This is a genomic window from Streptomyces scopuliridis RB72 (assembly GCF_000718095.1).
GTDB classification, from domain to species: Bacteria; Actinomycetota; Actinomycetes; order Streptomycetales; family Streptomycetaceae; genus Streptomyces; species Streptomyces scopuliridis.
Map to the genome: position 1 here is coordinate 174,440 of NZ_JOEI01000004.1, position 19,820 is coordinate 194,259.

Here is a 19,820-nt window from a genome sequence, read left to right on the forward strand (position 1 = left end):
CGATGGCCTCCGCGTACAGCTCCCGGGAGATTAGATATATCAATCATTTTGATTTATCGTCTCTGGCAGGGCACCACTGCCTGCCGTACCGGGACGGAAGGAACCACCATGTCGGGCGACATCTTCGTCAGCGCCCTCGCGAACACCCCCGCGACCCCGCTGCCGCACTTCTGGAGCCGCGTCGTCGGCGCCGGACGCGCCAATGAGGGGCTGCGTGCCGACTGGCAGCGCCAGCTTCGCGAGGCTCACGAGGCGTGCGGCTTCGAGTACATCCGTTTCCACGGGCTCTTCCACGACGACATGTTCGTGTACACGGAGCGTGCGGACGGCACCGCCGTCCATAACTTCCAGTACGTCGACGCGCTCTTCGACTTCCTCCTGGACCTCGGGGTCCGGCCGTTCGTGGAGTTCGGCTTCAGCCCCCGTGCCCTCGCCCGGGAGACCAACACTGTCTTCTGGTGGGGAGCGCACGGCGCCCCGCCCGTGGACCTCGGCAAATGGGCCGCGCTGATCGAGAGCATCACCCGCCACTGGATCACCCGGTACGGGATCGAGGAAGTGCGCCGCTGGTACTTCGAGGTGTGGAACGAGGCCAATCTCCGGGGCTTCTTCCACGGCACCCGCTCCGAGTACTTCGAGCTGTACAAGGTCACCGCGGGCGCGGTGAAGAACGTGGACGAGCGGCTGCGCGTCGGCGGCCCCGCCACCTCCAACTTCGTACCCGACGAGCGCTTCGGCGGTGAGTCCGAGGATGTCTCCCGGCGCATCGTGGCAGGCCGCGACGACATCGACGACCTGGAATGGCGTCCGGTGTGGATGGAGGCCTTCCTGGACTACTGCGCCGGGGAAGGGCTGCCCGTCGACTTCGTCTCCACCCACCCGTACCCCACGGACTGGGCACTGGACGAGCACGGCCAGGGGGAGAAGCTCACCCGCGGCAAGGACGCCACCCCGGTCGATCTGGCCCTGCTGCGCGATCTGATCGCCAAGAGCCCCTATCCGGACGCCGAGATCCATCTCACCGAGTGGTCCTCGTCGTCCTCGCCGCGCGACCACACCCATGACACGCTGCCCGCCGCCACGTACGTCACGCGCTCGGTCCTGCACTCGCTCGGAACGGTCGACTCGCTCGCGTACTGGACGTTCACGGACGTCTTCGAGGAGGGCGGGGCGGGCGACGAGCTGTTCCACGGCGGCTTCGGCATGATCACGCTGCCCGGTATCCCCAAGCCGACGTTCCACGCGTACCGCATGCTGCACGCCCTCGGCGACGAGCTGATCGAGCGCGGCGAGGACCATGTCGTGACCCGCTCGGCCGCCACAGGACGGATCACCGCGCTCGTCCACCACTACCCGGAGGAGGAGCCCAAGTCCGTGCCGGCCTCCTTCGACGACCGGGCCGCGGCCGAGGCCACCCAGGCCAAGGGGCGGCCACGGCGGCTGACGCTGGAGATCGGCGCGCTCGCGGCCGGCGCCCCCTTCCGTGTCGAGGTGCTGGACTCCGCGCACGGCGACGCCATCGGGGCCTGGCGGGCCCTCGGCTCGCCGGCCGCGCCCACCCGTGAGCAGCTCGCCCATCTCGACCGGCTGGCCCGTGCCACCGAGGTACGGACCATCGCCGCCGGTGCGGACGGGGTGCTGCGGCTCGACACCGCCGTCAGTCCCTGGTCGCTCGTCCTCATCGAGCAGCTGGGCTGACTTCGGTACAGCCGGCACCGGCACAAGCGGGCTGTGCGGACACGTCGTACGCCCCCAGCCGGTACGATTCCATCGATTTGACGCACCCAGGGAACGGCGGCATCTGGCCGCCGTCCCTTTCCGGGGCCGGGAGACGCATTTTGACGAGCAAGAAGGCGAGCGCCGGAAAGGCGTCGATCAGACGCGGCACCAACCTGCCTCGCATGGGTGACTTCAACGAATCCGTCGTCCTGGACGCGATCCGGCGCCACACCGCGGGCCTGAGCCGGGTCGAACTCGCCCAGGCCACCGGGCTGTCGGCGCAGACCGTCTCCAACATCACCCGCAGGCTGCTCGACCAGGGCGTGGCCCGCGAGTCCGGGAAGCAGAGCACGGGCAGCGGCAAGCCCCGTACGCTCCTCCAGATCGCCCCGGGGGCCCGGTACGCCGTGGGCGTGCATCTCGACCCGGCCGTCATCACGTACGTACTTCTCGACCTGCTCGGTACGGTCGTCGCCCAGCGCAGCGAACGGACCCCGCGCGGCGGCGACACCGACCAGGTCGTGGCGGGCATCGCCGCCTCGGTGACCGCGCTGGTGGCCGAGTCGGGGGTCGACAGGGAACGCGTACTGGGCCTCGGGATCGCCGCGCCGGGCCCGATCGACGCGGCGGCCGGGCTGGTCGTGGACCCGCCCGAACTGCCCGGCTGGGGAAGCGTTCCGCTGCGCGACCAGCTCAGCGAGGCGACCGGCTTTCCGGCCCTGCTGGACAAGGACGTCATCGCCGCCGTCGTCGCGGAGCGCTGGTCCGGGGCGGCCACCGAGAGCCGGAACTTCCTCTTCTTCTACCTCGGCACGGGCTCCGGCATGGGGCTGGTCGTCGACGACACCGTGCTGCGCGGCGTCTCCGGCAACGCCGGCGAGGTCGGCGGTCTCGGCGCGGCCTGCTCGACCCGGGTGCTGGTCGAGGAGGCCATCGCGCTCGGCGTGCTCGGCGGGGAGTTCACCCCCATGGATCCCGGGGACGCCCAGCGCGGTCTGGAGCAGTTGGCGCTCCTCGCCGCCCGGGGCGACGAGCGGGCCGGCAGCGTCATCGACCGCTGGGGGATCCGGATCGGCCGGGGTGTCTGCGCGGCGGCCACGCTCCTGGATGTGGACACCATCGTCTTCGGCGGCCCGATATGGCACCTTCTCGCCGACCGGCTCCTCGCGCTCATCGAGCCGATGGTTGCGCAGTCCCCGTTCGTCAAACCGATCCATCCCACGCTGGTCATCACCACCGCCGTCGGCGAGAACGTCGCGGCCGTGGGAGCGGCGTCGCTGGTCCTGGACCGGACGCTCTCCGCGCAGCCGAAGTCCCTGTTGCTGGGGTGAGCCGCAGATATGGGTGAGGCCCGCCGACCGGCGGGGCCCCACCCATATACGGCGCTGATCAGGGCCGTTGCACGCTTCCGTCCGCGTTGCGCAGCAGCGCCCAGCGGTCGTGTTCCAGCGGATCGGTCACCGGATACCTGCGTACGGCCGACTCGTCGAAGTCGACGCCCAGGCCCGGCTGTCCGGAGGGGTACAGGCGCCCCTCGCGCGGCACGGGCGCGCCGGGGAAGACCTCCAGCGTGGCTTCCTTGAAGGCGGCCGCCTCCTGGACGCCGAACGCGGGCGAGCTGATGTCCAGGGCCAGGTTGGCGGCCATGCCGACGGGACTGACATCGCCGGGGCCGTGCGGCGCCGTCCGTACGCCGAACAGCTCGCAGGCCGCGACGAGTTTGCGGGTGGGCGTCAGGCCGCCCAGGGTGGGGATACGGATCCGGGCGAAGTCGATGACCCGCTGTTCCAGCAGCGGCAGATACATCATGACGTCGTGGTACAGCTCGCCCACCGCGAGCGGGACCGAGCCGGCCCGGCGGAGCTGGCCGAAGTGCGCCGCGTCCTCGGGGGCGAGGGCGTCCTCCAGGAAGAACAGCCGCGCGTCCTCGACCTCGTGCACCAGCTCACGGGCCTGCGAGGGCGTCAGCCGCTCGTGCGCGTCGTGCAGCAGCTCCACACCCGTGCCGACCCGCTCACGGATGTCGCGCAGCACCGGCGGGACATGACGCAGATAGCTCAGGGAGTCCCAGCTCCCCGCGCGCAGCCGGCGCCGGCGGGCTTCGGCTTCGTCGCTCGGGGCCGTGCCGTAGGTGTCCGTGCCGGGGACCGCGACCTGGACGCGGACATGGCGGTAGCCGCGCTCGGCGGCGGCGAGCACCCGCTCGGCGATCTCGCCCGCCTCGTGGCCGTCCACGTGCGTGTACGCCTCGGCGGCCTCCCGGGCCCTGCCTCCCAGCAGCTGGTGCAGCGGCAGTCCCGCCGCCTTGCCCTTGATGTCCCAGAGCGCCACATCGACGCCCGCCAGGGCGTTCTGCGCGATCGAACCGCCCCGCCAGTAGCCGCTGTTGAGCAGCAGCCGGTGCAGGTCCTCGATGTCGTGGGGGTCGCGGCCCAGCAGCATCGGACCGAAGTAGTCGTCGACGACCGAGCGGATCGCGAGGGTGCGCTGCGGGTCGCTGGCGCAGCCGAGCCCGTACAGGCCGGGCTGGTTCGTCTCCACGCGCACGATCACGTACGGACAGCCCTGCGGGGCGCACAGGAAGGTACGGACCGCTGTCACCCGTAGCGAGTCGGAGCCCCGCGAGGAGTCGGAGCCCCGCGAGGAGTCGGAGCCCCGCGAGGAGTCGGAGCCGGATCGCGCCCAAGGGGCCGGGGCCAGCACCTCCGCCGTCTCCGTCGTATCCCGTGTCTTCGCTGCCGTCATGGGTTCCCCTCCGAGGTGATGGCACGTCCGTGTTTTCCCGGTGTTACAACTGTTGACACCGTACATCAAGTCGATTTAGATTCGCTGCGTCATAGAGGAGCTGGACGGACAGCCCCGAAGAAAGGCGCTGGGAACGTGATACGACTTCTCCCAGCCGCGCGTCGCACCTCGATACTCGCTTCGGTCGCCGCTATGGGTGTGCTGATCGCGGGTTGCGGTTCGGACGGCGGGAACAGTTCCGGACGCGATGAACTTTCCATGTGGACCTTCAAACAGTCCCATGTGGCCGCCTTGCGGGCGGCAGCGGAAAAGTTCACCGCGGAGACCGGAACAAAGGTGAATATTCAGGCGGTGACGCCGGATGACGCCTTTCTGACCAAGGTTCAGGCCGCGGCCCGCACCAATGATCTGCCCGATGTGCTCGAAGTGCACGCGAACGGCGACGACCTCGCGTTCGGCGGGGCGGGGCTGCTGGAAGACCTCTCCAAGGACGTCGACCAGAAATGGCTCGCCCAGTACCTCCCCCAGGTCCTGACGGACGGCACGGTCACGCCCGATGTCTACAAAGCGTCGCTCACCGAGGGTTCCAAGACCCAGGGTGTGCAGTTGGGGCAGCGATTCAGTGTGCCGCTCACCGTCGGCACCCAGGGCGTCGTCTATATGAACAAGAGCCGCGCGGCGAAGGCCGGGGTCACCCGGGCGCCGGCCACCTGGGAGGAATTCATCGATGCCCTCGACAAGGTGACGAAGGCATACCCCGACAACGGCGGGGTGACCGTCGGTGTGAAGCAGCCCTCCACGGCCCTTGAGTGGCTGATGCAGCCGATGGCGTTCGGCATGCTCGGGAAGCAGAAGTTCGAGGCGCTCTTCGGCCCGGACACCGCTCAGGGCTGGTCGTCGCCGAACGGCCAGAAGGTCCTGAACACCTACAACGAGGTGACCCCGTACTGGATGCCGGGCACCCAGTCCAAGGGGATCGACGAGGCGGATCTCGCCTTCGCCCAGGGCAAGGCGTCCTTCGACATCGGCGGCACCTATACGCTGGCGTTTCTCGCCGAGAACGGCTACGACGCGGACAATCTCATGACGTTTCCCGTGCCGCCGCCGAAGGACGCCGCCATCCCCGGCCTCCAGCTCTCGCCCTTCTCGCTCACCGGTCTCTCCATCACCCGGACTTCGGACAAGAAGGACGAGGCGCTGCGCTGGCTGAAGTTCCTCTCCAGGGACGATGTAGCGGCCGACTTCGGAAAACAGGCACTCGACGTGCCGCCGAATGATCTCGACAAGAAGCAGAGCGAGGCGCTCGGCCCGGTGCTGAATTCCATGGAAGCGGCCTTCGGTTCCGGCAAGAATTCCTACAACGCCGGCTATACGGCGTACCGTCCCAGCCTGTACGACCCCGGGAAAGTCGGAGCCGTACTGGCCCAGTTCACCCCGCTGAAGTCACGCAGCGCGGAAAGCACGGGTACCCAGATGAGTTCCATGCTGAAGTCCTACTGGGCGGAGCAGAACAAATGACGGCCGGAATCGGTACGGCGACGGCCGCCGGCGCCGGGAAAGGCGCGGGCTCCCCGTCCACCGCTGAGCGGGGCGGCGGCGCACCCCGCCGCGGACCCTTCGGCGCACTGCGCGAGAAGCGCAAGCAGGCCGCCTGGGGCTATCTCTTCGTCGCTCCCGCGATCGCCCTGTTCGCCGTCATGGGCGTCTACACGATCGTCTACGGCTTCTCGCTGAGCTTCGCCCAGTGGAACGGCTTCTGGCCCGAGTGGAACTGGCGCGGCTTCCGGAACTACACGGATCTGCTCGGCGGCAGCCCCACGTACTGGCCGATCGTGAAGAAGGCCGCCGTCAACACGCTCTGGGTCGTCATCGCGGTCCCCCTGCTCACGGTGCTCGTCGCGTTCCCGCTGGCCCTCGTACTGAACCAGGTCAAGCGCTTCCAGGGTGTCCTGCGCTCCGTCTACTTCGTGCCGTACGTGACGACCGGGATCGCCGTCTACTTCGCGTGGAACTACATCCTTGAGCCCAACGGCGCCGTCAACCTGCTGCTGAAGACCGTCGGCCTCGGCTCGCTCCAGCAGCCGCAGGGCTGGCTCGGGAATCCGGACACCGCGCTGGCCACGATGATCGTCGTCATGGTCTGGTCGGCCGTGCCCGTCGCGATGCTGCTGTATCTGACCGGACTCCAGTCGCTGGACAGCTCCCTGCTGGAGGCCGCGCAGATCGACGGCGCCGGGTGGCTGCGCTCCACCACGACCGTCGTATGGCCGCTCATGAAGCCCATCACCGTGGTCGTGCTCCTGCTCAATGTGCGCGACTCCCTCCAGGGCTTCCAGTCCTTCCTGATCATGACCAATGGCGGCCCGGGTGACTCCACGAGCGTCCTGGGGCTGGAGACCTACCGGCTCGCCTTCCTCTCCGAGCTGTCCCCGACGCTGGGTCTCGCCAGCGCCCTGGGCTGGCTCCTGTTCCTGGCGGCCCTCGTCGTCGCCTTCATCAACCAGCGGGTGATGAGGAGGATGGGATGAGCGGCGAAACGCTGTCCCCACCGCGGCGGGCGGGCATCCGCGCCCTGGACCGGACCGTGCCGCGGACCGGCCGCCGGGGGCCCCGCGGCCGGACCGCCGTCCGTACCGTCGTCGGGATCGTGCTCGCCGCCTACGCGGCGGTCAGCGTCTATCCCTTCCTGTGGATGGTCTCGGCGGCCTTCAAGACCAACAAGGAGGTGCAGGAGGGCGGTCATCTCCTACCGCACGACCCGACCCTCCGTACCTTCGCCGACACCTGGAACAAGCTCGACTTCTTCGACTACTTCCTCAACAGCGTCAAGGTCACCGTCCTGACGACCGTGCTGGTCGTGGTGGTCTACTCGGCCGCCTCGTACGCCTTCTCGGTGCTCGCGTTCCCCGGCAAGAAGTGGCTGTACCGGCTGTTCCTGGTGCTGCTCTTCGTCCCCGGCGTGGTGACGCTGCTGCCGATCGTGCTGCTGGAGAGCAAGCTCGACATCCTCGGCACCCACTGGGGCCTGATCCTGCCGTTCGTCAACGGCAGCGCCCCGCTGGCGATCCTGCTGCTGACCAACGCGTTCAGCTCGGTGCCGGGGGAACTGCGCGAGGCGGCGCGGATGGACGGCGCGGGCGAGCTGCGGATCTTCAGCCGGATCTATCTGCCGCTGGCCCGGCCCGCCGTCATCACCATCGCGCTGCTCACGGCCATCCCGACCTGGAACGAGTACCAGCTCACCCGGATCTCGCTGAACGATCCGCACACGTACACACTGCCGATCGCGCTCCAGGCGATGCAGTCGCAGAGCGTCGTGCAGTACAACTCGCTGATGGCGGCGGCTCTGATCATGGTGGTCCCGGTGATCGTCCTGTTCCTGTGCGCCCAGCGCTATTTCGTCAACGGACTCATGGGAGCGGTCAAGGGATGAGCGGGCGGACGGTACGGAAGAGCGGCCGGACGGTACTGGTGACCGGGGCGGCCGGCGGGATCGGCCGGGCCGTCGTGGCCGACCTCATCGGCGCGGGCTTCCGCGTCGTGGGCGCCGACCTGGAGCGGGGCGACAGCGAGGACGGCTGTGTACGGTTCGTCACCGGCGACCTCAGCGAGGCGAAGACCGTGACGGAGAGCTTCGCCGCCGCCCGGGAGGCGGCGGGGGAGGACGGTGTGTTCGCCGGGGTCGTGCATCTCGCGGCGTACCCGGCGCCCGGCATCGTGTCGGAGGTCGAGACGCTGCGCGCCAACGTCCTCGCCGCCTATCTGGTGTTCCAGAAGGCCGGCCGGCTCGGCGTGCCGCGCGTGGTCGGCGCCTCCAGCGCGGCGGCCGTCGGCATCGCGTGGGCCGGCCGGGATCTGCACCCGGTGTACGTCCCCGTCGACGAGGACCACCCCGACCTCACCGTCGACTCCTACGGACTGTCCAAGGTCATGTCGGAGAAGGCCGCGGAGTTCACGACCCGGCGCTACGGCACGGTCACCGTCATGCTGCGGTTCCCGTTCGTCGGGTCGGGGGACCGGCTGCGCGAACGGCTGGCCGAGGTGCACGGCGCCCCCGCGTCCAACCGCCGTGAACTGTGGGGCTGGCTGCACACCCCGGACGCCGCCCGGGCTGTACGGGCCGCGCTGACGGCCGAACTCACGGGCCATCATGTCGTCAATGTGGCCGCGCCCGACAGCGCGGCCCTGGAACCGACCCGGGAACTGCTGGAGACGTACCACCCCACCAGCGAGATCCGGGGCGCGCTCGACGGACACGCGTCGCTGTTCGACACCACGCGCAGCCGGGCACTCCTCGGCTTCACAGCGGCGGGGCGTGCGGACATCACGGACGCGGACTGAGCGTCGCGCGCCCGGCCGGCCGGGCCCGCCGCTGTCACTGAGCTGGAGTGTCCGCGCCCTGCCCGTTCTCGGTCTGATCGCCTTCCTGGTCATCGCCTGGCGGCGCAATGAACCGGCGCACCGGCTCTCCGAGTTGGGAATTCAGCACCGAATACGCGCTCGACGCGCGGGAATGCCGCGGGAGTGCCGGGGGAGCGTGGGGGGAGTGCCGGGGGAGCGTGGGAGGTAGCCACGCTCCCCCTTCGGCTGTGAACTGCCTTTTGATGAAAGGGTATTCGTCGCATTCGATCCACTCTTCGGTGAAAGGCCGCCACAGAACTCGCATATGGCCCGCGGTTGTTCGGGTGCGAGAGCAGAGCAGGGACGCGCACGGCTCCGCCGGTCAAATGGCGTTGAGCGATCCGATGCCCCGCGAGAAGCGGCCCGCCCGGGGCCTCGCCGGGGCCGGATCCGGTGCGATCCCAGTGCGCCTTTATGGGCGATTTATCTCCGTTCTCCCCGAAGTCCATTTCCATGGTATTCATGCGACTTTCCACTCTCTTGGTGGTGCCGTGATCTGGACATTTCCGTCATGCGCGTGATGTGTGTCACGTAAGTGCCGGATCGCGAGGTCCGTCTCTCCGCCCATTTCGTACGCGGAGAAGGCGAGTTGAGTTCCCCGGTATCGAGTGGGTAACGAGATATTTCCGGTCCGGATTCATGAATTGGATTCCGTTGTGAATTCGGGGCTTGTTTCGTCCGGGCGTCCTCGCTTACGTTCTCGTCACTCCGGATGGAACGCCGAATCCTGCCGCCGTCCGGTAACCCACACCCACCCACGTACGGCAGGAGCGGGGGACCCAGGTAAGTCGCCGATCCGTACTCCGGACCGGCTTGGGGTGAAGCCGCATTCACAGTGCGGCCGGGCATCTCCAGTCCGAACCCGACAGCTCACCTCGCAGGCGGAGGAGAGGAATTCGTCATGGCCTCAAAGGCTAAGCACCGTCGTCCCAAGAACAGCCCCCTCGCCAGAGGCCTCGTGACCGCGGGCACGGGCGGTGCCGTACTCGCCTTCCCCCTGCTGGCCGCGACCACCGCGGAAGCGGCCCCGGCGGCGCACACCGCCGCCACCGCCAAGGTGACCCTGACTCCGGCCGCCGCCGTCCAGCAGGACACCCCGGCGACCTACTCCGTGGTCTGGGGTGACTCGCTGTCCAAGATCGCGGACACGTACTCGCTCAGCGGCGGCTGGCAGCAGCTCTACGAGAACAACCGCGACGTCATCGGCGCCAACCCGTCGCTGATCCACCCCGGCCTCACGCTGACGCTCGGTACGGAGTCCGTATCGCAGGCCCCGGCCGAGTCCACCGCGGACGAGAGCGCCACTGCGGACGAGAGCGCCGCCGTCGACGAGAGCGCCTCCGCCGATACGGGCGCCACCGCCACCCAGGCGGCCGCGAAGACGTACACCGACGACCTGGACGGCTGGATCCGGGAGGCGCTGGACGTCATGGCGGTGCACGGCATCCCCGGCTCGTACGACGGCATCTACCGCAACATCATGCGCGAGTCCTCGGGCAACCCGACGGCCATCAACAACTGGGACTCCAACGCCGCCGCCGGTATCCCGTCCAAGGGGCTCCTGCAGGTCATCGACCCCACGTTCCAGGCCTACCACGTGCCCGGTACGTCGACCGACAGCTACGACCCGGTCGCCAACATCACCGCCGCGTGCAACTACGCGGCCGACCGGTACGGCTCGATCGACAACGTGAACGGCCCCTACTGACAGGCCTCACACCACTCGCGGCAGGCCGGACAGCCCTCATGGGCGGTCCGGCCCTGCCGCGTTCCGCGTCCCCGTGTCCCCCGTCCCCACCCCAGCCTCCGGGCTCAGGCGCGCCGCGCGCGCAGCTCCCGTACCCCCGCCGCCGCCAGGACGAGCGCCGTCGCGCCCAGGGACCACAGCAGCTGCGGGCGCGCCGCGTCATTCGTCAGCATCAGACCGAACACGACCGCCATCGCGGCGAGCGTGGCCCAGGTCAGCCCCGGGAAGAGCCACATCCTCAGCACCAGCCGCTCCGGTGCCTCCCGCTCGATACGCCGCCGCAGACGCAGCTGCGACACGGCGATCAGGGCCCAGACGAAGAGGAGCACCGCGCCGACCGCGTTGAGCATGTACAGGAAGACCGAGTCCGGCCACTTGAGATTGAGCAGCACCGAGACGAAGCCGAACGCCACGGACGCGAGGACCGCCCGCCGGGGCACGCCCCCGCCGCTCACCTTCAGCAGGGACCTCGGCGCCTCGCCCCGCCCGGCCAGCGAGAAGACCATCCGGGACGATCCGTAGAGGTTGGCGTTGAGCGCCGACAGCAGGGCCACGAACACCACGATGTTCATGATCTGCCCGGCGGACGGGATACCGATCGCGTCGAGGACGGTGACATACGGGCTCAGCCCCGCCTTCTGCGCCGTCCACGGCAGCACCGTCACGATGACCAGCATTGACCCGACGTAGAAGAAGAGGATCCGGAACACCGCGCTGCGCACCGCCCGCGACACCGAGCGCACCGGATCGTCGGATTCGGCCGCCGCGATCGTGACGACCTCCAGACCGCCGAAGGCGAACACGACGGCGAGCACACCGGAGATGACGCCCTGCCAGCCGCCCGGCAGGAATCCGTCCCGCCCCGCGAGGTGGGTGAGGCCGACGGGGTCGGTGTCGGGCAGCAGGCCGAAGACCGCCAGCAGCCCGAGGACCAGGAACGCGACGATCGCGAACACCTTCAGGGCGGCGAACCAGAACTCGAACTCGCCGAAGTTCTTCACGGCGGCGAGGTTCGTGCCGGTGAAGAACACCATGAAGAGCAGCACCCACGCCCACTGCGGTACGGAAGGCAGCCAGCCGTTCGCGATCTGGGCCGCGCCCGTCGCCTCCACCGCGAGGACGACGACCAGCAGGAACCAGTACAGCCAGCCCGCGCTGAACCCCGCCCACCGGCCGAGCGCCCGCTCGGCGTGCACGGAGAACGAGCCCGACGCCGGCATCGCGGCCGACATCTCGCCGAGCATCCGCATCACACACATCGCGAGCGCGCCCGCGATCAGATACGAGACGACGATCCCGGGCCCGGCCATCGCGATCCCGGCCCCCGATCCGACGAAGAGCCCGGCGCCGATGACCCCGCCGAGGCCGAGCATGGTCAGATGGCGCTGCTTGAGCCCACCGGCGAGCGGTATGTGAGCCGTAGCCGTAGCCGTAGCCGTAGCCGTGTCTGTGTCTCTGCCCGTATCCGTGTCGGTCCGGGCCGGGGTGTCGGGCGGGGTCTGGTCGTGCATGAGCGGTCAGGCTGCCTTCGGGGCTTGTGGGGGGTCCGCGGTACCCCGCAGTCTCCCCGGACCACGCCCTCCCAGGCAAAACGAGCCGGTCTCGACCGAGCCGACGGGCAGGTCAGCGTACGCGGGCGACTCCGGCGTAGATACCGCTGTCGAATCCGCCGCTCTCCTCTTCCGCCGGCGCGGCCGTGTCCTTGTACCAGTGAGGGGCCGTGACCAGGCCCGGCTCGGCGAGGTCCATGCCCTCGAAGAACCGCGTCACCCCCGCGCGGGTACGGAAGCCCAGCGTGATCCCACCCCGCTTGTACTGCGCGACCACCTGTTCCACCAGATCGGGGTAGAGATCGGACGCCGCGTGCGAGAGCACCAGATAGCTGCCGCTGGGAAGGGCTTCCACCAGGGTGCCGACGATGTCGTACGGCTTCTCGTCCTCCGGGATGAAGTGCATGAGGGCGATGAGGGAGAGCGCGATCGGGCGGCTGAAATCCAGGAAACCTTGGGCATGTTCCAGGATCGCCCGCGGCTCGCGGACATCCGCCTGGATGTAGTCGGTGACGCCTTCCGGGGTGCTGATCAGCAGAGCCTCGGCGTGCCGCAGGACGATGGGATCGTTGTCGGTGTAGACGACCCGGGCCTTCGGGTTGATCTCCTGGACGATCTGGTGCAGGTTCGGCTCGGTCGGGATGCCGGTGCCGATGTCGAGGAACTGGTCGATCCCGCTGAGCGCCAGCCAGGCGGTCGCGCGGCGCATGAAGGCACGGTTCTGCCGCGCGGCGGCCCTCGCCTCGACCGGCAGCTTCGCCCCCACCGCCTGGTCGACGGCGTAGTTGTCCTTGCCGCCGAGGAGATAGTCGTAGACACGTGCGGGATGGGGCTTGCTCGTGTCGATCTGGGGCTTGGGCATCTCGGCCGTCATTGAACGCTCCCATGGAGTGGAGGCGGGGAAAGAACCTGGTGAAGGAGACCGCAGCGCCGGGGTACCCGTTTCTGGTGATCCGGGTGGGGCGAGCGGTAACAGCGTATGTGATGGCGGCAGTTGCTGTTCGAATGAGGTGCGTATGTGCGAGCGGCCGGATGTCGCGCGGCGGCGGCCGGACGCGAGCCGGGCTGGGCTCGCACAGGATTCTCGTCCATACTTCCGGACGTGGAGCAGCGCATAGACTCGAATATCTGGCCCGAGCGTGCCGTCGGCAAAGACCCGGCGTACGTTCCCGGCCTCATGGTCCCCCGCCCCGTCGGCACAGCGGAGACGGACCCGGAGCAGGCGGAGACCGAGGAGCCGCGCGCGCCCGAAGGCGGCGCCCCCTCGGATGCCCTCCCGGAGGACGTTCCCGATGAGCCCGCCCCCTCCTCGGAGGACGCCCCCTCGGAGGATGACGCCGCCACCGACGCCCCCTCCGGAGAGGACGCCCCCTCCGGAGAGGACGCCGCCACCGACGACGCCCCCGCCAAGGACGGCCCCGTCTTCGAGGCCACCGACCGCCGTGGCGCGATCACCGCGGACAGCGAGGGCGTCCGGTTCCGGCTGGACGACCAGGAGGCCGACTTCTGGTGGGACGAGATCGGCGCGGTCGAGATCAAGACCCCTCGGTTCGGGCGCCGGTTCACCGTCACGGTGCACGTATCGGAGCGCCGCTGGTTCGACGCCGAGGTCGAGGCCGACACCAGGAGCCGTCTCAAGGAATGGACGGCGGAACTCGACGCCGTCCTGGACGCCTACTTCGAGGAATCCTGAGCGGTCGATCCGGTCCCGGCCGATCCGCCGGCCGGGACCATGAGGCCCGGCCGGCGAACGCCGGGCCTCATCGCACCAGCTCCTTCGTCACGCGCTCCAGCATGAAGGCCGACGAGTCCCTCGCCCGTTCCTCCCAGGCGAAGACGCACACCGTCGCGACCCCGTCGAACTCCAGCTCCCGCAGCGTGCCGAAGAAGGCGTTCCAGTCCACCTCGCCCTGTCCGATGTCCAGGTGCTGGTGGATACGGGCGGCCGTGCCCGGCGGGTTGAGGATGTAGCGCAGCCCCGAGGAACCCTTGTGGTCGAACGTGTCGGCGATATGCAGGTGCTGGAGCTTGTCGCCCGCGTACCGCAGCATCTTCGCGATGTCCGCGCCCGGTTCGGCGCCGGAGAGATGGAAGCTGTGCGGGGCGCAGTACAGATAGTTGACGTACGGCTTGTTGACGGCGCGTACGAGATCGACCGCCGGGTTGTTCTCCTCGCAGAAGTCGTCCGGGTGCGCCTCCAGATTGAGCGCGATGCCCTCGCGTTCGAACTCCGGCAGCAGTTCCTCCATCGACCGCCAGAACGCGGCCTCGCTCCGCTCCGCCTGCTCGGGGCGGCCGTTGAACTCCGAGTTCATCAGCGTGCAGCCGAGCCGCGCGGTGATCTCGATCATCCGCCGCCAGTAGCGCACGGCGGTCTGCCGTTCGCTCTCGTCCGGGCTCGACCACTTGTAGAGCGGGAGGACGCTGGAGAGCTGGACGCCGGTCTCGTCCAGCGCCCGTTTCAGCTCCGCCACCCGCTCGTCGTCGGCGCGCGGGTGGCGGAAGAACGGCATGAAGTCGTCGCGCGGGGACAGCTCGATATACCCGTAACCGAGGTCGGCGACCGTGCGCACCATCTCCCTGATCGGCAGCGCGCGGAACATGTACGGGTCGAGGGCGATCTTCACCGGGACGCTCCTCCGTAGAAGGCGGGACGCTCCTTCAGGGCGTCGACGTGCACGATCTCGCCCGACTCCAGGGCCTGGACCAGCGCGTCCGTGATGACGGTCGCGGCGTAACCATCCCAGGCGGAGGGCCCGGTGGGCTCGGTGCCCGCCGCGACCGTTTCGGCCCACTCGCGGAATTCGGTGTCGAAGGCGTTCTCGAAGCGGCCCTTCCAGTCCTGGAGGACGGCGGTCGAGTGCCGGCCGGCGCTCCGTACCGCCACACCGGCCGGGTCGGGCAGCCGGACGAGGCCCTCCTCGCCGACGGTCTCGCACTGGATGTCGTAGCCGTACTGGCAGTTGACGAACACCTCCAGGTCGATCCTGACCCCCTCGGCAGTCTCGAAGAGCATGATCTGCGGGTCCTGGAGATGCGCGTACCGCTTGCTCGTCCGCCGGGGCCTGAGCACCTGTACGGTGCGGATCTCGTCGTCCAGCAGCCAGCGCAGTACGTCGATCTCATGGACCGCCGTGTCCTGGGCGGCCATCGCGGAGGTGTACGACTCGGGCACGGTCGCGTTGCGGTGGGCGCAGTGCACCATCAGCGGCGCGCCGATCGCGCCCGACGTGATGACCTGCCGCATCTCGCGGTAGCCGGCGTCGTACCGGCGCATGAAGCCGACCTGGACCAGCCGGGAGCCGTGCGCGGTCTCGGCGGAGACGATCTTGAGACAGTCCTCGGCGGTGGTGGCGAGCGGCTTCTCGCAGAAGACCGGCTTGCCGGCGGCGATGGCGGCGAGGACATGCTCGGCGTGGGTCGGGCCCCAGGAGGTGACGACGACGGCGTCGACATCGGCCGCGTCGATCACCGCGCCACCGGTGGGCAGGGCGCGGGCGCCGACGGACGCGGCGACCTCCTCGGCCCGCGCGGTGTCGAGGTCGCACACCGCCGTGACCTCGGTACCGGTGATCACATGGGTGAGACGACGGATATGGTCCTGGCCGATCATGCCGGTGCCGATCACACCGATACGCACAGTCATGGGGGATTCCCTTTCGGGCTCAGCCGGCCGGAGCCGGGTCGGAAGGCCGGGTGTAGCGGGCCTGAAGCTCGGTCTGGAGCGATTCGAGCGACCGGCCGCGGGTCTCCGGTACGTGCAGTTTCACGAAGGTGACCGCGCCGATACCGAGGACCGCGAAGACGAAGAACGTGGCGGAGATACCGATGCCGTCGACCAGGACGGGGAAGGTCAGTCCGATCGCGAAGTTGACCATCCACAGCACCACGGCGCAGACGCCCATCCCGAAGCCCCGCATCCGCATCGGGAAGATCTCCGCGAGCATCAGCCAGGTGACCGGCGAGATCGCGCCCTGCTGGAAGGCGAGGAAGGTGACGGTCATGGCGAGTACGGCGTACGCGCGCGGTGTCCCCTCGGGCAGCGCGACCGAGAAGACACCGATCATCAGCAGCGCGCCGGTAGTGCCCAGCTGCCCGATCATCAGCATCGGCCGGCGGTCCATCCGGCCGAGCAGCCAGATACCGAGGAGGGTGGCGAGCACCGAGATCACACCGTTGGCTATGTTCGCGGTGAGCGCGCTGTCCGAGGTGAACCCGGCGTCGGTGAGGATCTGGGTGCCGTAGTACATGATCGTGTTGACACCGGTCACCTGCTGGCAGATGGCGATGCCGACCCCGACGAACACCAGCCGCCGGATCCAGGGGACGGTCCGCAGATCCGCCCAGCCGCCCGCCTTCGACCGCTCGTCGGCCACCGCGAGTCCGGTGACCTCCCGTAGCTCGGCCTCGGCGCGCCGCTCCGATCTGACCTGCTTCAGCACGGCGAGCGCCTCGGCGTACCGGGTCTGCGAGGCCAGCCAGCGCGGGCTCTCCGGCATGACCAGCATGCCGAACCAGAGCACCACGGCCGGCAGGGTCGCGATCACCAGCATCCAGCGCCAGATCCCGCCGCTCTCGCCGCCGAACCCGGCGATGACCGCGTTGAAGGTGAAGGCGGCCAGCTGACCCGTAACGATCATGAGCTCGTTACGGGTGACCAGACCGCCGCGCTTCTCGGCGGGGGAGATCTCCGCGAGATAGACGGGTACGGTCACCGACGCACCGCCGACGGCGAGACCGAGCACGAACCGGGCCACCACCATGACCTCGGTGTTCGGGGCGAGCGTGCAGCCGAGCGCCCCGAAGAAGAAGATCAGCGCCAGCATCAGGATGTTCTTGCGCCGGCCGCGCCGGTCGGAGAGCCGGCCCCCGAACAGGGCGCCGAGTGCCGCGCCGAACAGCAGCGAGCTGGTGACCAGACCCTCGGTGAACGGGCTCAGCCCGAGGTCGTCCTTCATATACGGCAGCGCGCCGTTGATCACTCCGGTGTCATAACCGAAGAGCAGTCCGCCGAAGGTGGCGATGAGGGTGACCACCCGCAGCCTGCGCCTGACAGGGGGCGGGGGATCGTCCGTCAGCGCGGCGGGCGATGACTCGGTGCCCGCGGTCGCGTCGTCCTTGACGTCCGTCATGGCAGCCTCCCCTTTACCGGGTGAGTGGGCGTCGGGTACGGGTGAGGCCGCTCTCTGCCAGGACCGCGCGCGTATGCACGGCGATCGGCAGCGGAACGTCCGGAGCACAGGGGTAGAGGTCCTGCTCGACGATCACGAACAGCTCCGCGTCCAGCCGGGACAGCTCGGCGACCACCTCGCCGGGCTCGGGCACCCCGGCCGGCGGCGCGACACAGACGCCGCGCTTGACGGCCTCGCCGAAGGAAAGGTTCTCCTGGGCTACCTGGGCCAGGACCGCGGGATCCATCTGCTTAATGTGGACATAGCCGACACGTTCGCCGAATCGCCGGATCAGGTCAAGGTTGTCGCCGCCGCCATAGGCCACATGACCGGTGTCCAGGCAGAGGTTGGCGTACCGGGGGTCGGACTCGTTGAGGAAGCGCTCGATCTCCGGCTGCGTCTGGATATGGCTGTCGGCGTGCGGGTGGAGGACCAGCCGTATGTCGTACTCATCGAGCAGGATCCTGCCCAGCTCATCGGCGGCCCGGCCGAAACCGGCCCACTGTTCGGCGGTCAGCTCGGGGCTCTCGGTGAAGGCGCCGGTCTTCTCGTCCCGGTACATCGGGGGGATGAAGACCAGGTGATGGGCGCCGGCCGCGGCCGTGAGCTTCGCGACGGGCAGTACGTCGGCGAGCATCGTGTCCCACTGCTCGGGACGGTGCAGCGCGCCGAAGGTGGTGCCGCCGGAGACCTTGAGGCCACGGACGGCCAGTTCCTCGGCGAGCCGCTCGGGCTCGGTCGGCAGATAGCCGTACGGCCCCAGTTCTAGCCACTCGTAACCGGCCTCGACCAGCTCGTCGAGGAAGCGGGTGTAGGGGACCTGCTGGTCGTCCTCGGGGAACCAGACGCCCCAGGAGTCGGGTGCGGAACCGAGGCAGAGGTTGCCCACGGTCGTACGGGGAGAAGCTGACGTCTTTGTCATCGATGCGGCTCTTCTCGGCGAAGGGGGAAAGGGGGAGGACGTGGGGGAGTGAGCGAGGGGGCTCAGTCGGAGGTGGGGAAACTGAATCCGGCCGCGGTCTGGCGCTCCTGGTGCGGCCAGCGCGTGGTGACGACCTTGGCGCGGGTGTAGAAGCGGATGCCCTCGGGCCCGTGGACGGGGCTGTCGCCGATGAGTGAGTCCTTCCATCCGCCGAAGGAGTAGTACGACATCGGCACCGGGACGGGGACGTTGACGCCGATCATGCCGACCGTGACCTTGCGCTGGAAATGCCGCGCGGTCCCGCCGTCGGAGGTGAAGACGGCGGTGCCGTTGCCGTACGGATTGGCGTTGATCAGCGCGATCGCCTCGTCGACGGTGCCGACCCGTACGACGGCGAGCACCGGCCCGAAGATCTCCTCGCGATAGGCGTCCATCCCGGTGGTGACGCGGTCGAGGAGGGACGGGCCGACGAAGAAGCCGTCCTCGTGGCCCTCGACCTTGAGTCCCCGGCCGTCCACCACCACCGTCGCGCCCTGCGCGGCTCCGGAGGCGACCGCGCCGGTGACCCGCTCCTGGGCGGCGGCCGTGACCAGCGGGCCCATCTCGCTCGTCGGATCGTCGCCCGGCCCGACCTTGATCGCGCGGGCCTTGCGCTCCAGGATCTCCACCAGCGGGTCGGCGGCGGAGCCCACCGCGACCGCGACGGAGATCGCCATGCAGCGCTCGCCGGCCGAACCGTAGGCGGCGGCGATCAGATGCCTGGCCGCGAAGTCGAGATCGGCGTCGGGCATCACCACAGCGTGGTTCTTGGCGCCGCCGAGGGCCTGGACGCGCTTGCCATGCGCGGTCCCGCGCTCGTGCACGTACGTGGCGATGGGCGTCGAGCCGACGAAGGAGACGGCCGCGATGCCGGAGTGGTCCAGGATCGCGTCGACGGCGGTCTTGTCGCCGTGGACGACATTGAAGACACCGTCCGGCAGCCCCGCCTCCTGGTAGAGCCGGGCGACGAGGTTCGCGGCCGACGGATCGCGCTCGCTGGGCTTGAGGACGAAGGTGTTGCCGGTGGCGATGGCGACCGGATGCATCCACAGCGGCACCATCGCCGGGAAGTTGAACGGGGTGATGCCCGCGCACACCCCCAGCGGCTGGCGGAAGTTGTGCACATCCACGCCGGTGGAGACCTGGTCGGAGAAGGAGCCCTTGAGGATGTCGCCGAGGCCGCAGACGTACTCGACGACCTCCCGGCCGCGCACGATCTCGCCGCGCGCGTCGTCCACGACCTTGCCGTGCTCGGCGGAGATGATCCGGGCCAGCTCGTCCTCGTGCCGTACCAGCAGCTCACGGAAGGCGAACATCACCTTGATCCGCTGTGAGAGCGAGGTCTCGCTCCATGACTCGAAGGCGTGGGCGGCGGCGGCGACCGCCGCGTCCACGTCCGACGGTCCGGCGAGCCGCACGCGGGTGGACGGGGCGCCGGTGGCGGGGTTGAAGACCGGGGCGGTACGGGAGGACGCGCCCGCGGTGGCCGCCCCATTGATCCAGTGCTCGATGGTGCTCATATGACG

Annotated in this window: 16 protein-coding genes and 1 riboswitch; of the genes, 8 read left to right on the forward strand and 8 right to left on the reverse strand. The window is 69.2% G+C overall.

The features are described 5' to 3' along the window. The first annotated feature begins 108 nt into the window (after positions 1 to 108). Together IF11_RS0105150 and IF11_RS0105155 are read left to right on the forward strand one after the other, a co-directional pair. The gene (locus IF11_RS0105150) at positions 109 to 1,698 is read left to right on the forward strand and encodes a GH39 family glycosyl hydrolase (RefSeq protein WP_030350205.1); all 1,590 of its coding nucleotides are present in this window, start codon (positions 109 to 111) and stop codon (positions 1,696 to 1,698) included. A 140-nt stretch (positions 1,699 to 1,838) separates the two neighbouring features. Next, complete coding sequence (locus IF11_RS0105155) at positions 1,839 to 3,050, forward strand: ROK family transcriptional regulator (protein WP_030350206.1); 1,212 nt, start codon at positions 1,839 to 1,841, stop codon at positions 3,048 to 3,050. A gap of 58 nt (positions 3,051 to 3,108) precedes the next feature. Here IF11_RS0105155 and IF11_RS0105160 read toward each other — a convergent pair whose 3' ends face one another. After that, a complete protein-coding gene (locus IF11_RS0105160; RefSeq protein ID WP_030350207.1) occupies positions 3,109 to 4,464 on the reverse strand; it encodes an enolase C-terminal domain-like protein in 1,356 nt (451 codons plus the stop codon). A 258-nt stretch (positions 4,465 to 4,722) separates the two neighbouring features. Between IF11_RS0105160 and IF11_RS0105165 the strand changes: the two genes are divergently transcribed. The 5 genes from IF11_RS0105165 (at position 4,723) to IF11_RS0105185 (ending at position 10,573) form a co-directional block, all read left to right on the forward strand. Further along, positions 4,723 to 5,982 carry an ABC transporter substrate-binding protein gene (locus IF11_RS0105165; RefSeq protein WP_030350208.1) on the forward strand — a complete coding sequence of 420 codons (1,260 nt, stop codon included), beginning with the start codon at positions 4,723 to 4,725 and terminating at the stop codon, positions 5,980 to 5,982. Further along, positions 5,979 to 6,992, forward strand: coding sequence for a carbohydrate ABC transporter permease (locus tag IF11_RS0105170; RefSeq protein ID WP_078490472.1), 1,014 nt, complete (start codon positions 5,979 to 5,981; stop codon positions 6,990 to 6,992). The genes IF11_RS0105165 and IF11_RS0105170 overlap by 4 nt, the downstream gene beginning before the upstream one ends. Continuing rightward, positions 6,989 to 7,897 (forward strand): carbohydrate ABC transporter permease, encoded by a 909-nt coding sequence (locus tag IF11_RS0105175; RefSeq protein ID WP_030350210.1) that lies wholly within the window; start codon positions 6,989 to 6,991, stop codon positions 7,895 to 7,897. The genes IF11_RS0105170 and IF11_RS0105175 overlap by 4 nt, the downstream gene beginning before the upstream one ends. Beyond that, positions 7,894 to 8,805 carry an NAD-dependent epimerase/dehydratase family protein gene (locus tag IF11_RS0105180; protein WP_030350211.1) on the forward strand — a complete coding sequence of 304 codons (912 nt, stop codon included), beginning with the start codon at positions 7,894 to 7,896 and terminating at the stop codon, positions 8,803 to 8,805. Before IF11_RS0105175 ends, IF11_RS0105180 begins: the two co-directional genes overlap by 4 nt. A gap of 798 nt (positions 8,806 to 9,603) precedes the next feature. Continuing rightward, a riboswitch (cyclic di-AMP (ydaO/yuaA leader) is annotated at positions 9,604 to 9,762 on the forward strand. Between the two features lie 4 nt (positions 9,763 to 9,766). Next, a complete protein-coding gene (locus IF11_RS0105185; RefSeq protein ID WP_030350212.1) occupies positions 9,767 to 10,573 on the forward strand; it encodes a transglycosylase SLT domain-containing protein in 807 nt (268 codons plus the stop codon). 104 nt (positions 10,574 to 10,677) lie between these two features. Here the strand turns inward: IF11_RS0105185 and IF11_RS0105190 are convergent, their stop codons facing one another. Beyond that, on the reverse strand, positions 10,678 to 12,123 hold the full coding sequence (locus IF11_RS0105190) for an amino acid permease (protein WP_420894641.1): 1,446 nt from the start codon (positions 12,121 to 12,123) through the stop codon (positions 10,678 to 10,680). 112 nt (positions 12,124 to 12,235) lie between these two features. Further along, a complete protein-coding gene (locus IF11_RS0105195; RefSeq protein WP_030350214.1) occupies positions 12,236 to 13,036 on the reverse strand; it encodes an SAM-dependent methyltransferase in 801 nt (266 codons plus the stop codon). A gap of 228 nt (positions 13,037 to 13,264) precedes the next feature. Here IF11_RS0105195 and IF11_RS0105200 point away from each other — a divergent pair, with 228 nt between their 5' ends. After that, a complete protein-coding gene (locus IF11_RS0105200; protein ID WP_030350215.1) occupies positions 13,265 to 13,855 on the forward strand; it encodes a hypothetical protein in 591 nt (196 codons plus the stop codon). A 67-nt stretch (positions 13,856 to 13,922) separates the two neighbouring features. Here IF11_RS0105200 and IF11_RS0105205 read toward each other — a convergent pair whose 3' ends face one another. From IF11_RS0105205 to IF11_RS0105225, 5 genes are all read right to left on the reverse strand, one after another. After that, positions 13,923 to 14,789 carry a sugar phosphate isomerase/epimerase family protein gene (locus tag IF11_RS0105205; protein ID WP_030350216.1) on the reverse strand — a complete coding sequence of 289 codons (867 nt, stop codon included), beginning with the start codon at positions 14,787 to 14,789 and terminating at the stop codon, positions 13,923 to 13,925. After that, on the reverse strand, positions 14,786 to 15,808 hold the full coding sequence (locus IF11_RS0105210; protein WP_030350217.1) for a Gfo/Idh/MocA family protein: 1,023 nt from the start codon (positions 15,806 to 15,808) through the stop codon (positions 14,786 to 14,788). Before IF11_RS0105210 ends, IF11_RS0105205 begins: the two co-directional genes overlap by 4 nt. Positions 15,809 to 15,827: 19 nt before the next feature. Beyond that, entirely contained in the window at positions 15,828 to 17,294 is a 1,467-nt protein-coding gene (locus IF11_RS0105215) for a sugar porter family MFS transporter (RefSeq protein ID WP_030350218.1), read from the reverse strand. Between the two features lie 13 nt (positions 17,295 to 17,307). Further along, positions 17,308 to 18,255, reverse strand: coding sequence for a TIM barrel protein (locus IF11_RS0105220; protein ID WP_030350219.1), 948 nt, complete (start codon positions 18,253 to 18,255; stop codon positions 17,308 to 17,310). Between the two features lie 62 nt (positions 18,256 to 18,317). After that, entirely contained in the window at positions 18,318 to 19,814 is a 1,497-nt protein-coding gene (locus IF11_RS0105225) for a CoA-acylating methylmalonate-semialdehyde dehydrogenase (protein ID WP_030350220.1), read from the reverse strand. Positions 19,815 to 19,820 lie beyond the last annotated feature (6 nt).